The sequence below is a fragment of the Aliivibrio kagoshimensis genome (assembly GCF_050337105.1).
In the GTDB taxonomy this organism is placed as follows: domain Bacteria; phylum Pseudomonadota; class Gammaproteobacteria; order Enterobacterales; family Vibrionaceae; genus Aliivibrio_A; species Aliivibrio_A kagoshimensis.
This window is the reverse complement of sequence record NZ_JAKJSQ010000026.1, coordinates 38400-53256: the sequence shown is the minus strand read 5'-3', so window position 1 is coordinate 53256 and position 14857 is coordinate 38400. Positions and strand designations below refer to the sequence as shown.

Here is a 14857-nt window from a genome sequence, read left to right as displayed (position 1 = left end):
GTTTAACACTGTGAGTAAGCATAGACATAAAATTATTTTAAAACCCCGAATCAGATCAACCATTTCAATATTTTYTAGCTAAAAAATGACAAAAAAGCGATCCCAGCTACTCTACAAAGTCTATCACTGCAAAACACTTGACCAAATCGAGCTACGCAATCACACTGAGCAGTAGTGATTGTGCTCAATAACAATCAACCTATTGTTAATAGAAGGAATCTAAAACAGTATGAGCTCTCAAGAATCAGGCCCTTTGCTCCGCTCTCGTCGATTTCTTCCCTACTTTATTACTCAAGCAATGGGCGCATTTAATGACAACATTTTTAAGAATGTTCTGTTGTTACTTGTCGCCTATGCCACACTAGAGCAACAGCCTATCTCCTCAACGCTTTACATCAATATGGCGGCAGGTCTCTTTATTCTTCCTTTCTTTATCTTCTCGGCCTCTGCTGGTGTACTGGCTGACCTACACGAAAAATCTGCACTGATTAGAAAGATTAAGTTGGCTGAGATCATTATCATGAGTATCGCCGCTTTTGCTTTTATCTCTCAAAGCTACTGGTTACTGCTTTTTTTGCTTTTCTTAATGGGCAGCCAATCCGCTATTTTTGGCCCAATTAAATACGCAATACTTCCTCAACACCTACAACAATCTGAGCTGGTACAAGGTAATGCATTAGTCGAGACGGGGACTTTTCTCGCCATTCTATTAGGGACTTTAGGAGCGGGTATCATCGCGTCTTCACTTTACAGTAGTTATATCGTTGCTGTTTTGTGTGTCTTATTTGCAATAATTGGCTATATTTCCAGCCTTTTCATTCCAACGGCAACCTCAGATAAAATAGCTGAAAAAGTCAGTTTTAATCCGATATTGCACACCAAAAATACCTTGAAGATAGCCCATTCTGATAACCTGATATTTCTCTCTATTATGGGCATCAGCTGGTTCTGGTTTTTAGGCGCAAGTTATTTAACTCAATTTCCAAATTTTACCAAGATCCATCTGCATGGTTCCGAGGGGGCCGTATCGATATTGCTTGCCCTCTTCTCTATTGGCATCGCTATCGGATCCCTGTTGTGTAATAAGATATCGAAGGGAAAATTGGAGCCTGGAATCGTACCGTTAGGCAGTATTGGTATCACTATCTTTGGGGCCAACCTCTACTGGTTTACTCCAGAGCAAACCAGTGGCATGCTCAATGCCGCTCAATTTATCACCTCTATTGAGCTGCTTCCGCTGTTCATCAGTTTATTGTTATTGGGTGTATCTGGGGGGATATATATCGTGCCACTGTATACCATGATTCAACAGCGAGCGAGAACCGATCAGCGAGCTCAGGTGATTGCAGCTAATAATATTTACAATGCCATTTTTATGGTAGTAAGTGCGGTGTTGGCCATTGTTTTTTTACACCAATTACAGCTATCTATCCCATTATTCTTTGGTGTTCTCGCGTTAGGAAATATCGTTATTGCTGGTTTTCTGTTTTACCAAACACCGACCTTTAATGAGCGCTTGTTTACTCTGCTAAAGATGAAACCCTAACGCTGTGTTAACAGCCAAGATTTAACCTTGTTTCGGTTCACTTTCACTTCGGCTAAGGCCAGCTCGTCGGGCAATGAATAGTATCGTTCTGGCCACTTTATCTTATCTAACTTTCCGTCTAAAAAGTGATTCACCTGCTCTCTATCAAGCTCAATACTGCTCTCAATTACGGCAACAGGTCGATGGCCATACTCTTTATGATCAACGGCGATAACTATCGCGCGGTTTATGCTAGGATGAGAGAGAAGCACAGACTCAATCTCTTCTGGATGGATGTTCTCGCCACCGGATATGAACATATTATCTTTTCGACCAATAATAAACAGCTCACCTTTTTGAGCGCGAGCAAGATCCTTTGTGGCAAACCAACCATCATCATCAACCATTGACAGAATTTTGTTTCCAACTAAGTAACCCAAGCAGAGTGATTTCCCTTTGACTTGAATCTCTTGATCTCTTAAACGTATCTGTCGGTTAGGAATCACCTGCCCAACCCCTGCGGTAGCATCAGCACGTTTCGCTACTACGGTGGACGCCATCTCAGTTAAGCCATAACCAACCCAACACTCAATACCCTGTCGTTTGGCTTGTTCCACCAGCTCAACAGGAATGGCCGTACCACCGAGTAAAACCTGCTTTAAACGAGCGTGCCCATCTATTGGTATATCCTGCAATAAACGTTGCAGCTGAGAGGGTACTAAAGAGGCGTGAGTGACTTGAACAACAGTGTTGAGTAGTTCACCCTTCTTACACAAGACAAGTTCACCACCTGCCATTAACCAGCGCCAAACAATCGCCAAACCAGAGACGTGTGACAGAGGCAACGACAGCAACCAAGCGTCTTGCTTAGTAAAGTCCATCATGGTGAGTAGGCCCACTGCTGAATAAAGGTGATTATTGATGCTATGTACCACCGCTTTTGCCTTTCCGGTTGAACCCGATGTAAACACTACCGTTGCCACCCGTGCAGGCTGCCAGGTAACAGGAATCACACACTGAGTGGCTGAAATCAGCTCCAATCGCTGACACCCTTTAGGCGTAACTCTATCAGTCTGTTCTAACCATAAATACGTCGCGCACAGTGTCTCAAGTTTTTCAGCTAGCGGTTTATCAGCCACTCGTGTTGGCAAAGCAACGAATCGAGCGCCAACTCGCAATGACGCTAAATGTAACCAGATCAATTCAATACGGTTATCTGCAATCGCAACCACAACATCATCTCGTCGCACCCCTTGCTTAATAAGCCCAGCAGCAAAACCTTCAATTTTGCATGATAGTTGTAACCAAGTAACGTTAGTGTCGCCAAAAGAGAGAGCGACCTCATTAGGTCGCTCTTGAGTCCAGTGCTGCCACGGCCATGTCGTAAAGGCGTGCTCAATCTCTGCCATCGATTAACTATTCCAGAATAAGGTAAGATCAGATAAAGGGGTTAAAGGCAGCGGCGACGTAGGCCATGGAGTCTCTAATTGCTGTTGAAACAGATCAATAGTATCCAAACCTGGAATCACATCTGGGGTCAGCCAGTGTGCCACTCGTGCTAGTTGATTTAAACCCAAACTGCTTTCAATACTGGAACTGATCACAGCCACTAATCCTTGCTGATGTGCTTGTTCAATCAACTGCTGACACTTTTCAATTGAACCGACCAGTGTTGGCTTGATAACAATGGCTGCCACCCCTTGCTGTGCTTTTACTTCAAAGTCCTCATCACGTACCGTCTCATCCCACGCAATGGCAATACCCGTCTCTTGTGCAAACTCGAGGCTATCTTGCGGTTTTTTACACGGTTCTTCTAAGAAGGCAATTTTAGTGCGGTGATGCGGCTGAACATATTTGGCAAACTGACGCGCTTTTACCGGTGTCCAACCACGATTGGCATCTAGACGTAGGGTCAGATCAGGAATGGCATCAAAAAACATATTCGCCACCATACCATCGCGTACCGCTTCATACATGCCGACCTTAATTTTGGCTACTTTCGTCCCCGTCATTTGGTCAAGTTTGATTACCAAGTCATCTGGGTCCCCTGTGCAGAGAGGTGCTGTGGCATAGTTCGCCTCATCCGGCAGCCCACCGACAAGCTCTAATCGCGCCATGCTGATACCAAAAGCGACAGAAGGAAGTGCATCTGATAGATCGAACTCCTCTCCGGACACCCAACGCTCGAGCTGTTGAATGGTTTGCTCACCCGCCTGCTCTGCGGTTTCGTGACTAAACTCAGGTAACGGTGCAATTTCACCTCGACCCACAGTGTCATTGTCTTGTAACTCAACAATCCAACCTTCACGAGTGGTTAAACGCTGGTTACGCAGAATCACACCGCTGTCCATCGGCAGTTGATATTGATACAGTTTTGCACTTCGCATAGTGTTGGCTCTTATTAAGGATTACGAGGAAATTTATCGAAGTTTGGTCGACGCTTTTCATTAAATGCGTTACGCCCCTCTTGTCCCTCTTCCGTCATGTAGAACATCATGGTCGCGTTACCTGCAAGCTCTTGCAGACCCGCTTGACCATCACAATCTGCATTTAGCGCCGCTTTCAAACAACGCAGCGACATAGGGCTATGCTGTAAAACTTCACGACACCATCTAATGGTCTCTTTTTCTAAATCTTTCACGGGAACTACCGTGTTCACTAACCCCATGTCCAGTGCTTCTTGTGCATCATAGAAACGACATAAGAACCAGATTTCACGTGCTTTCTTTTGGCCAACGATACGCGCCATATACGAAGCACCCCAACCGCCATCAAACGAGCCGACTTTCGGTCCAGTTTGACCAAACTGAGCATTTTCAGCCGCAATGGTAAGATCGCACATCATGTGTAGAACATGTCCACCACCCACTGCGTAACCCGCTACTGCGGCAATCACAGGCTTAGGGCAAGTACGAATTTGACGTTGAAAATCCAGCACATTAAGGTGGTGTGTTCCAGAGTCATCTTTATAACCACCATAGTCACCACGGATCTTTTGATCGCCACCAGAACAGAAAGCGTCCTCACCTAAACCCGTTAAGATAATCACCCCAACATTTTCATCATATCTTGCGTCAGCGAGTGCATTAATCATCTCTTTAACTGTCCCAGGACGAAATGCGTTTCTCACCTGTGGTCGAGCAATCGTGATTTTCGCAATACCATCGGCTGATTTATGGTAATGAATGTCTTCATAATCAGCGGTGCAATCGGTCCAGTTGATCGCGGCATATAACTCTTCTTCTGAAATTCCTACGGTTCTTGCCATGTTAGTCACCTACTTGTGCTAAATAATGTAAAAGCTGCTGAGAAAACAGCTCAGGTTGTTCAATATGTACGTTATGTCCAGCAGACTCAATAATAGACAACGCTAATTGACTTTTAGTCGCGATCTGTTGAAATTTTTTATCCTTACCGCCACACACATAGTGCAATGGAATAGAGCTTCTCTGCAGTTGCGGCAGTAAATTCTGCTGCTTAGCCAACGATGCCGCTTCAAGCATCTCAGCCACACACTCACCTCGATTGTATTGCCGCTTTCGGATTAGAATCTGTCGTTGTTGACCCGTTAACGAACCGAATACAGGCTGCTGATACCACGCCTGTAAAACCTCGTCTATCGGTCTATCTCTAAAGTGTTTGGCCCATTGTTGATCGCTGTGGAGTCGACTCTCTCTTACCGTCTCATCAAGGCCAAAATGGCCAGCTTCAAGCATCACACCAACCATTTTACAACGCCATAAACGATTAGGGTGAACCACAATATTCATTAATACTCTGGCACCGAGTGAATAACCCACAAAAACAGCCTGGCTAATTCCTCTTTGCGCTAAAGTCTGTGCAATGCATGTTTGAATATGATCAAAATTATCACCACGGATGGCGCGGCTATTCCCATGCCCAGGCAGATCGATAGCAATACATTGATGTGTTTGACTCACGTGATGAATCACCGCTGACCAATCTTTTGAACTACCTAAAAAACCATGCAGAAAAACGACGGTTGGATGATGGCGACTATTTCGCCCTCCTTGTCCGAAGGTGCTAGAGAATAACGGCATCTTGTACCACTGAAAAGAACGATTTTAGCTCAGTACCCGCTTGCCCTGGCGGCGTCTTAATCTCAACCAATCGAGTGTGATTATCCGTGGCTTTTAATCCATCATGAATGGCCTCAAGTGCGGATGATAATGTCTCTGGCTGAAAGTAGCTAATACCAAACATTGCTGCGGCATGGGAAAATTCGAAGCCATGCGGCATACGATAGAGTGACTCTTTCTGCTGCTCATTCACGGGTAACAGATCGAAAATAGCCCCGCCATCATTATTGGTCACCACAATCACTGTCGGGCCATCACTCTTAACCAAAAGTGGCAGAGAGTTAAGATCATAAAGAAGTGATGTGTCCCCAATTAGGCAGAGCAGAGGTTGTTTTTTTGCAGATTGAATCCCAGCAGCCGTCGCCACTAACCCATCTATACCTGACGCGCCTCGATTAGAATAGACTTCGCAATCTGGTAAATTGGACACCATATCCACTAAGCGGATGATCAAGCTATTTCCGATAAAAAGATCGGTACCCATATCGAGCACACTTTCAATGCCCGTGGCAAAACTTAACTCGGTGAGTTTCTCTGAATGTAAATTAGCAGACACACAAAGCGCTTTAACTTGCTGGCTGCCCTTCTTTAACTCATCGGCCCACCCCATTGAGGAGTGATCAAATATCGATGCACTGTCGAACCAATCTCGATGGCTCTCAGCCCACGCTATAATGTCATGATGATACCGACGATGAGGTTGATGAGATGCAACCAGTAACCCTGAATGTGGGGCCACTAAATAATGATGTAACCATGGCTGTTTCTCAATAAACTGCCCAAGGCGTTTGGATACGACTCTGGCACCGAACTGCAGTAAAGACTCTGCCTGTTCGAATTGACTGCGACAGACTGAATTTTGTAACCAGAGATCATAATGTGCCCATTCCGAGCTACCACCAGCCTGAGGATCAAGTAGTAGTGGCCATTGCAAACGCTCAGCGAGTGCTCTTACGGCAATTAACTCATTACGTGTCAATTGGCCAGCAACAATTACTCCACGTGTTTTCACCATTTGATGCCACTCATCGTCAATCAGAATGGTCTGTTGAGGTTCACTGATGTTGACAAAAGGTTGATCGGATTTCTGCCAATGCGTTAATGGCGATAAATAGCCAGAAAAATCGACATCCTCACCATACAGAGGTTCAGGGTAAGGGCAATTAATGTGTATCGCCCCTCCCTCACGATTCTGCTCTGACATCAATTGATCGACACTGCTTAATAGCCAACGAGGAGTTATGGTTAATGTTGGACTTGGTAAGTTGCATGCAGCAGTGACATGCGAGGAAAAGATGCCCAGTTGGGTAATCGCTTGGTTGGCGCCACAGTTAATCAGATCCACGGGACGATCTGACGTTAACAGCACTAACTTCTCTCTGGTTAAGCCAGACTCGACCACACAGGGCAATAGATTCGCCACCGCTGTTCCAGAGGTCACCACAATCGCCACTGCACTACGCTCAGTTTTAGCTATACCAAGTGCAAAAAAACCAAGACCTCGCTCATCAAAGTGGGTATGTAAGGTCACCTTGCTATTTTCAGATGCGGCGATGGCTAATGGGGTAGAACGAGACCCTGGCGCTAAGCAAAGGTGTTTGACTCCACTACGGGTTAACTCTTCAACAATCAGTGAGGCCCATAATCGATTTAAGCTCGCCTGTTCTGTTTTCCAGTTCATGCGCTACGCGGCTCTGACAAATTCAGTTCTGGCTCTAACAAGCTATAAAGTGTCGAGGTTTTCCGATCCAGCTCTTGCCACTCACTGTCGGCTTTAGAGCCAGGTACAATTCCAGCACCTGCAAATAAGTGCAGCTCACTCTCTTTAACGAGTGCGCTTCGAATAGCGACACAAAATTCACTTTGATGCTCACTCAAAAAACCGACGGCACCGCTATACCAACCACGAGCAAACGGTTCATGATCGGCAATAAAGTTAAGTGCAGCTTCTCGGGGAAGACCTGCAATTGCAGCAGTAGGTTGTAAGCTATCAAGCAGTGATGCATCACCAAAGTCACTGTTCAACTGTCCTGAAATATCACGTTTTAAATGCTGAACTTTACGCAGTTTTACCAATTCGGGCTCTTTGGTAACATTCACTGTTGAACAGTGGTGGTTCAGTCGGCTAACGATATCTTCAACAACTAAATGATTCTCATAGCGGTTCTTTTCATCATTAAATAACCATGAGGCCAATTTTTGGTCTTCTTGTCCATTGATACCACGACCAATAGTGCCAGCTAACGCTTCAGTGTGAATGTCACTGCCATTTCTCACATAAAGCCTTTCAGGTGTTGAACCAATAAAACAGTGTTTGTGATCCAGAGCCATCATAAAGTGGAAGCTGTCTGTGTTCGTGGCACGGCTGGCTTTTAAGAGTTGAGAAGATGAGAGTGGATGACTTAGGGTTAAGGTTGTTTTTCTCGCCAGTACTACTTTCTCAAAAATTTTGTTGCTGATGCCATCTAATGCTTTATTGACCATAGTTGACCAATCGCTGAATTCTGGAGCGTGTTGCTTTGAGATAATATTACATTTTAGGGCGTTAAGCGGCATTACGTTGTCTGTTAATCTGCTTAACCTGCTCAGTAGTTGACTATTATCATCACAGAGGTTCGCCACTAGCTGCCAGCTATTATTAACACGGCTTACTTCAAACTGTGGAAGAAAGAAAAATGAGGACATACAACGTTTATTACGGGCGGTTCTGCCATCAAAGGAGCGTCCACCCCAGATACGTTGGTCTTCACCTAAGGCACTTTGGGCAACGGAGGGATCAGTAAACGTTCGTACTTGACCAAGCGCAATCGTCTCTTGTTGAGCATTACGAGATTGCCAATAAAACTTTGGGAAAATAGGCTGAGCATCAAACCAATCGATCAGATCTTTATCTGCTGGCCAATTAAGGTCGACCCCCACACGAACGTCGGAGGGTTTCGCATTTTCAATATTTTCTTTTAAGGACTGAATCGCGTTATGCAAAGCGGACAAATCTACCTCTCTCAGCTTTCCTTGCCACCTTGGCTAAAGTAATTCCTTACTTCGATTATTCTCTTAATCACACAAGAGAATATTGTTTGGTATCAATTAAAAATCAATTGAACAGACCATTCTACATTAAACCTCAAAACTGGCAAAAGTTTATGCTCAATAGTAGAAATGATCATTATTTAGTATAAAACTCCTCCATTGAATATTTATCCCTATTATTTACTAAAAAATCGTTCTCAGCTGCATGAGAATAGTGTAATTTGTAAGTTAATAGATAAACAGTTATCAGGGTTAATTAATGAAAAATATCGGGATGTCATCCAAACTCAATAATGTCTGCTACGATATCCGTGGTCCAGTATTGAAACATGCTAAGCGATTAGAAGAAGAAGGGCATAAAATTCTAAAGCTCAACATTGGAAATCCCGCCCCATTTGGTTTTGATGCCCCAGATGAGATATTAGTCGATGTGATCAAGAATCTACCAACGTCACAAGGGTATTGCGATTCAAAAGGAATTTACTCTGCTCGTAAAGCTGTGGTCCAACACTATCAAAAGCGAGGCCTACTTAATTTAGATGTCGAGGACGTCTATATAGGTAATGGCGCTTCAGAACTGATTGTGATGGCTATGCAAGCACTGCTTAATAATGATGACGAGATGTTGGTCCCTTCCCCTGATTACCCACTTTGGACCGCAGCAGTATCGTTATCAGGTGGTAATCCTGTCCATTACCTATGTGATGAAGAGTCTGACTGGTACCCTGATTTAGACGACATTAAAAGCAAGATCACGTCAAAGACTAAAGGCATAGTATTAATCAACCCCAATAACCCAACTGGGGCCGTCTACAGCCGAGACTTTTTGCTCGAAGTGGTTGAAATTGCTCGTCAACATGACTTAATTATCTTTGCTGATGAAATCTACGATAAAGTCCTCTACGACGGTGCAATCCATACCTCGATAGCAACGTTATCGGAAGATGTATTGACCGTCACCTTCAATGGGCTCTCCAAAGCATATCGCGTGTGTGGTTTTAGAGCGGGTTGGATGTTTATCTCGGGTCCTCAACAGAATGCTAAAGGGTATATTTCTGGTTTAGAGATGCTCTCATCGATGCGTTTATGTGCCAATGTCCCCATGCAGCACGCTATTCAGACCGCGCTAGGTGGCTATCAAAGTGTTAACGAATTACTGCTACCCGGCGGGCGACTGCTAGAGCAACGAGATCGTGCCTATGAATTAGTAACACAGATACCTGGCGTCAGTTGCGTAAAACCGAAAGGGGCAATGTATCTATTTCCTAAGCTCGATCCTAAGATGTATAACATTCAAGATGATCAAAAATTTGTATTGGATTTTTTGATTCAAGAAAAAGTACTCTTAGTGCAAGGAACTGGATTCAATTGGCACAAACCCGATCACTTCAGAATTGTCACCCTGCCACGAGTCGATGACTTAGAGATGGCCATTGGACGTCTTGAACGCTTTTTGCATAACTACTCTCAGTAATTCAACGAAAAGGGGCCTATATTAAGGCCTCTTTTGCATTCATCATCTAAGGTTATCTCTACTATGAAACAGAGCCACTTTTTCGCACACCTTGCAAGAATGAAGCTTATCCAGCGCTGGCCATTAATGCGCAGTATCTCTAAAGAGAACATTTCTGAACACAGTCTGCAAGTCGCCTTTGTCGCTCATGCCCTTGGCCTGATTAAAAACAAAAAGTTTGGTGGCAGTGTAAACCCTGAACGTTTGGCTCTACTCGGTATGTTTCATGATACCAGTGAAGTGCTCACCGGTGATTTGCCAACGCCAATCAAATACTTTAACCCCGCCATCGCCCAAGAGTATAAAAAGATCGAAGTCGCGGCAGAACAAAAGTTACTCTCTATGCTACCGGAAGAGTTTCAAGAAGATTATCAGGATCTATTAATCAGTAGTGCCATCAATCAAGAGGATACGGCCATAGTGAAACAAGCTGACTCCTTGTGTGCTTATTTAAAGTGTATGGAGGAACTCGCCGCAGGTAACCATGAATTTGAACAGGCGAAGAGTCGTTTAGAAGCGACCCTTGAGAAAAGACGCAGCCCTGAAATGGACTACTTTTTGGCAACCTTCGCGAATAGTTTCAGTTTGACGCTAGATGAAATCAATTAATCTGATTGGCTGCCATGGTGCTTTTCAAACAGACCTGGCGGCATATGATTAATTTGAAATTCAATCATGGCATTAAAGGCGGTCATTAAAGGCAAAAACTGTTCGGCTCTTTCTGGTTCTAACACTTGTAAAGCATGAAAACCCGCCTCTACGGTCGATAATCCATTTTCACTTGGCGCTTTTCTAATACGATAGTGTCCAATCAAAGCTTCATCCAAATGTACTGACGGGATATGGTGTAAATTACTAGATAGCTGCCATATTTTATACGCTTTTCTCCATGTACCATCAATCAAGATTATGCGTGTTTTAGTGATCGAATTTACCTGCGGTTGTTTGAAAGCGGTTTGGGTTAATAATTGACTTCCCTCTGTGGGGTATAGCAGTAAAGTCTGGCTTCCCTCTTCACTCAACAACGCATTCAATGATGGGTGCTCAGTGAAATCCTCTCCCACAAAACAGTAACTATTGGCTAGCGATAAATTTACGATTTTTGCGGTACCAATTGCTCGCTTAACTTCTGAAGGGTGTTGTAGGATAATCAATTCAGTCTCAGACACAATTTTCTGAATATTGCTACAAATACAGGCCATATTCGCCTTACCACACTGATTACAATATCGACTCACGAGGTTACCTTTTTTGCTGCGTTTATTACTTTTATTATTAGCCCTGATGGTGGCCTTTCAAATCCCAACAGTGAGTGAAATGGTACTGTGGGACAGAGCGTTGATCCATCATGGCGAGTTATGGCGAATCGTAACAGGAAATTTCACTCACACCAACTTTGCGCACCTATTAATGAACTCAGGCGCCCTGATTATCTTTTATCTACTGTTTAAAGAGTACCTGAACAACCAAATCTTGTTGCCACTGTTATTGTCTACTTCGCTGGTTGTAGGGTTATCGATCTTTTTAACTGATATTGATCTCTACTTTGGCCTCTCTGGTGTGATACACGGATTACTCGCTTGGGGAGCCGTAAAAGATATTCAATATGGTCGACAGAGTGGTTACTGGTTACTCGGCGGTATTATCGCTAAAGTTATCTGGGAACAACTGTTTGGTGCTTCATCTTCAACCATGGTTCTTATTGACGCTCGAGTGGCCATCGAAGCACATTTAGCAGGGCTAATCTACGGCATCGTCTTTGCCCTGCTAATGTGGAGTTATAAGCGAATTCGTGGCTGATTTTTGTTAAACAGTGACGGTCCAATCCCTTTCACTAGCATCAAATCTTCGGCTTTGGTAAATGCACCGTTTTGATCTCGGTATTCAACAATCGCTTTTGCTTTACTTGGCCCGACGCCGATCAATAACTGATCAAGTTCCTCGGCATCCGCTGAATTAATATTAACCACAATCTCAATTCCTTGGTATGTATCAACGGCAGTATCTTCAGCTATCGCTATCGGTGTAGTCAGGAATAAAACGGCGGTTAAAAGTAATGTAAATAGAGGTTTAATAATCAAAAACATAGTTGTCGCTCCTTGGGTTATGATTCCCATTTAGCGTATCCTATCATCTTGAATGAACGCAGATGTTCTTACGTTATAGGGCAGAAAAAACGACGGGCTGCACATGGCAGCCCGTCGGTATTACATAGAAGTTACAATCAATTTGTAGATGTTTCTAAAATTGGGTAGCTAATACTCTCTTCACTTCGTAGTACTTCTAGCACGGCAGACAGCTCTTGTTGCGCTTGGTTACGTGCTAAACGTGCAGATACTTGCGGCTTCATCGAGTCATTCGCCACTGACAGTACACCATCAAGTGCGATAACAACGATATTGCTACTCTCATCTCTCGCTTCAACGTAAACACTACTGTTCTCTAGCGGCTTCGTAATCTTAAACACTTCTGGAGCTAAGGTATCGCTGCGTGAAATAGTACGAGCTTCAGTGAACGATAACGCATTGTCCGTTAAGAATTGCTCTCCAGCATCATCCGATTGTAAAGCAGCCACAGTATCCGTTGCTAACGCTTGTGCTTGTTTTTCAGCAAGATCACGGGCTAGTTGGGCTTTCACTGCTTCGCTAACATCAGTCAAAGGCAGTACAGCAGCTGGGCGGTTATCATCAACACGAACAACAACCACATGCTCAGGTGCGATCTCAATCACTTCAGAGTTCAGTCCATCTTCTCTTACTTCTGGGCTAAAGATAGCTTGAATCACCGCAGGAGTAGATAACCCTTCAGGTACTGAAGAGCGTGAGAAGAAATCTGACTCTTTAATCTGAGCGTTAACCGCTTGTGCTGCATCATCTAATGAATCTGGCATTTCAAAAGCGACTTCTGCTAACGTCGTCTGTAGCTCATAAAACTCACCAGCCGCTTTTTCATCTTGCAATGTCGCAATGATACTTGCTTGAACATCCGTAAGTGGTTTGGTTATTGGCGCTTCTACACCATCAAGTTGAATAATGTGGTAACCAAAGGCAGATTTAACTAACTCAGTACGATCATTCACATTCGCGAGTTCAAAAGCCGCTTGTTCAAAAGCAGGATCCATCACCCCACGCTCAAACCAATCAAGCTCACCACCTTTTTCTGCACTGAACGTATCATCAGATACTTCAGTTGCAACAGCAGCAAAATCTTCACCACTATTAATGCGGTCTAGTACTGCTTGAGCTTTTTCTTTATCGTCACCTTGAATCAGTATATGACTAACACGACGCTTCTCGAGCGTAGAGTATTTGTCCTGGTTCTCAGTAAAGTATTTTTCAACCTCTTCATCAGAAACAGAAACCGCTGATCTCAATGCCTCTCCAGAGAGCTCAATATAAGAGATTTTAACCTGATCCGGTCGCATAAAGCGTGACTGATTCTCATCATAAAAGGATTGAATCGCCTCTTCAGTGACATCGGCTTGTTCAGCCAGCTTGGCAATATCAAAAGTAATCGTTCTGATTTCACGCTGCTGAACTTCAAGTTCGTTCAAGTGATTCACTTCATTCTCAAGAGTGAAATCACTGCTTTGTAACGCCATAATAAGTTGATTACGCGTCATGTCTTGACGCATTGTCTCAGCAAAACCTTCTGGCGTATATCCGGCACGACGAAGAGCAGAAGCATACACTTCTTTATCAAACTGACCTGCATTTTGAAACGCTGGCATCTTAACAATTTCAGAACGCACTTGAGCATCACTCACGCGCAGCCCTAACTCTTGTGCACGTTGATTCAACAAAATATCATTGATCATACGGTCCAAAATTGTTTTGCGAAATTGTTGTACGTATTGAGGATCACCAAGAAGAGTCGAAAAATACTCCCCAAGTTGAGATTGCATACGGTTACGCTCATTCTGGTATGCTTGTTCGAATTCATTGCGGCTAATCTCTCTATCACCCACTGTTGCTGCTACTGGCTGAGAGCCAGAGCCTAGGTAACTACCTACGCCTGCAAAAACAAATGAAAAAATAATTAGACCCAGAATAATTTTAACTGCGAGGCTACTAGCGCCTTCACGTAATCGTTCCATCATAATCTGCCATATCTCCTGAAAATGAAGGGCAAGGTTGTAGCCAAGTATACTGACTTAAATACAAAAAAAAAGCGCATCTCAAACGATGCGCCAATGACTCATCACGACTATTTTACTAGCCTTGCGTTCATTTTTATAGACTTTTCTAATAGTGATTAGTTCAGACTATTATTTTTAAACTGGATTCTTAATTACATGCTTCTTTAAGTGCTTTACCAGCTTTAAATGCAGGAACTTTTGCTGCTGCAATTTGAATCTCTTCACCCGTCTTCGGGTTACGGCCTGTGCGAGCTGCACGATCACGTACGCTGAAAGTACCGAAACCAACTAATGCTACTTGGTCTCCGCTTTTTAAAGAATCAGTAACGGCTTCGATAAATGCGTCGAGTGCACGACCTGCTGAAGCTTTTGATACATCTGCGTTTTCTGCAATTTTGTCGACTAATTGTGATTTATTCACTGTTTTACCCCTAGTTCATTTTCTGACATTTTTAAATCAGTTCATTATTGTCCGTAATATTTTTATTAGTCCTTTATCCTAGCCCAGCTAAGTATTAAGTAACTACATCACTAACTTAGCTTTCAAGGTA

13 protein-coding genes and 1 pseudogene are annotated in these 14857 nt (G+C 43.7%); 4 read left to right on the top strand and 10 right to left on the bottom strand.

The genetic code is table 11. The features are described 5' to 3' along the window. Positions 1 to 229: 229 nt before the first annotated feature. Positions 230 to 1525, top strand: a pseudogene (locus L4C32_RS10545) (MFS transporter); the annotation flags it as partial. Between the two features lie 17 nt (positions 1526 to 1542). Here L4C32_RS10545 and menE read toward each other — a convergent pair. From menE to L4C32_RS10515, 6 genes are read right to left on the bottom strand one after another with little or no spacing between them, the layout of a single operon-like run. Next, a complete protein-coding gene (menE, locus tag L4C32_RS10540; protein WP_428196841.1) occupies positions 1543 to 2934 on the bottom strand; it encodes an o-succinylbenzoate--CoA ligase in 1392 nt (463 codons plus the stop codon). A gap of 3 nt (positions 2935 to 2937) precedes the next feature. Continuing rightward, positions 2938 to 3912: an o-succinylbenzoate synthase gene (gene menC / locus L4C32_RS10535; protein WP_428196840.1), complete on the bottom strand. Its 975-nt coding sequence runs from the start codon at positions 3910 to 3912 to the stop codon at positions 2938 to 2940. A gap of 14 nt (positions 3913 to 3926) precedes the next feature. Next, positions 3927 to 4793: a 1,4-dihydroxy-2-naphthoyl-CoA synthase gene (menB, locus tag L4C32_RS10530; RefSeq protein ID WP_428196839.1), complete on the bottom strand. Its 867-nt coding sequence runs from the start codon at positions 4791 to 4793 to the stop codon at positions 3927 to 3929. A 1-nt stretch (position 4794) separates the two neighbouring features. After that, the gene (gene menH, locus L4C32_RS10525) at positions 4795 to 5586 is read right to left on the bottom strand and encodes a 2-succinyl-6-hydroxy-2,4-cyclohexadiene-1-carboxylate synthase (protein WP_428196838.1); all 792 of its coding nucleotides are present in this window, start codon (positions 5584 to 5586) and stop codon (positions 4795 to 4797) included. Continuing rightward, on the bottom strand, positions 5570 to 7306 hold the full coding sequence (gene menD, locus L4C32_RS10520) for a 2-succinyl-5-enolpyruvyl-6-hydroxy-3-cyclohexene-1-carboxylic-acid synthase (RefSeq protein WP_428196837.1): 1737 nt from the start codon (positions 7304 to 7306) through the stop codon (positions 5570 to 5572). The genes menH and menD overlap by 17 nt, the downstream gene beginning before the upstream one ends. Beyond that, entirely contained in the window at positions 7303 to 8616 is a 1314-nt protein-coding gene (locus L4C32_RS10515; RefSeq protein ID WP_428196836.1) for an isochorismate synthase, read from the bottom strand. The genes menD and L4C32_RS10515 overlap by 4 nt, the downstream gene beginning before the upstream one ends. A gap of 298 nt (positions 8617 to 8914) precedes the next feature. Here L4C32_RS10515 and L4C32_RS10510 point away from each other — a divergent pair, with 298 nt between their 5' ends. Both L4C32_RS10510 and yfbR read left to right on the top strand, forming a co-directional pair. Beyond that, positions 8915 to 10129 (top strand): pyridoxal phosphate-dependent aminotransferase, encoded by a 1215-nt coding sequence (locus tag L4C32_RS10510; protein ID WP_428196835.1) that lies wholly within the window; start codon positions 8915 to 8917, stop codon positions 10127 to 10129. 63 nt (positions 10130 to 10192) lie between these two features. Next, entirely contained in the window at positions 10193 to 10777 is a 585-nt protein-coding gene (gene yfbR, locus L4C32_RS10505; RefSeq protein ID WP_428196834.1) for a 5'-deoxynucleotidase, read from the top strand. On the opposite strand, the gene L4C32_RS10500 is transcribed toward yfbR, so the two are convergent. Then, the gene (locus tag L4C32_RS10500) at positions 10774 to 11406 is read right to left on the bottom strand and encodes a tRNA-uridine aminocarboxypropyltransferase (protein WP_428196833.1); all 633 of its coding nucleotides are present in this window, start codon (positions 11404 to 11406) and stop codon (positions 10774 to 10776) included. The genes yfbR and L4C32_RS10500 overlap by 4 nt on opposite strands. Positions 11407 to 11419: 13 nt before the next feature. On the opposite strand from L4C32_RS10500, the gene rrtA reads away from it, so the two are divergent. Further along, the gene (rrtA, locus tag L4C32_RS10495; RefSeq protein WP_428196832.1) at positions 11420 to 11968 is read left to right on the top strand and encodes a rhombosortase; all 549 of its coding nucleotides are present in this window, start codon (positions 11420 to 11422) and stop codon (positions 11966 to 11968) included. Here the strand turns inward: rrtA and L4C32_RS10490 are convergent. The 3 genes from L4C32_RS10490 to hupB all read right to left on the bottom strand — a co-directional run bounded on the left by L4C32_RS10490 (position 11947) and on the right by hupB (position 14727). Then, the gene (locus L4C32_RS10490) at positions 11947 to 12255 is read right to left on the bottom strand and encodes a ComEA family DNA-binding protein (RefSeq protein WP_428196831.1); all 309 of its coding nucleotides are present in this window, start codon (positions 12253 to 12255) and stop codon (positions 11947 to 11949) included. The genes rrtA and L4C32_RS10490 overlap by 22 nt on opposite strands. Positions 12256 to 12392: 137 nt before the next feature. Beyond that, on the bottom strand, positions 12393 to 14267 hold the full coding sequence (ppiD, locus tag L4C32_RS10485) for a peptidylprolyl isomerase (protein ID WP_428196830.1): 1875 nt from the start codon (positions 14265 to 14267) through the stop codon (positions 12393 to 12395). Positions 14268 to 14454: 187 nt separating this feature from the next. Then, positions 14455 to 14727, bottom strand: a complete 273-nt coding sequence (gene hupB / locus L4C32_RS10480) for a nucleoid-associated protein HU-beta (protein ID WP_428196829.1) — start codon at positions 14725 to 14727, stop codon at positions 14455 to 14457. Positions 14728 to 14857 lie beyond the last annotated feature (130 nt).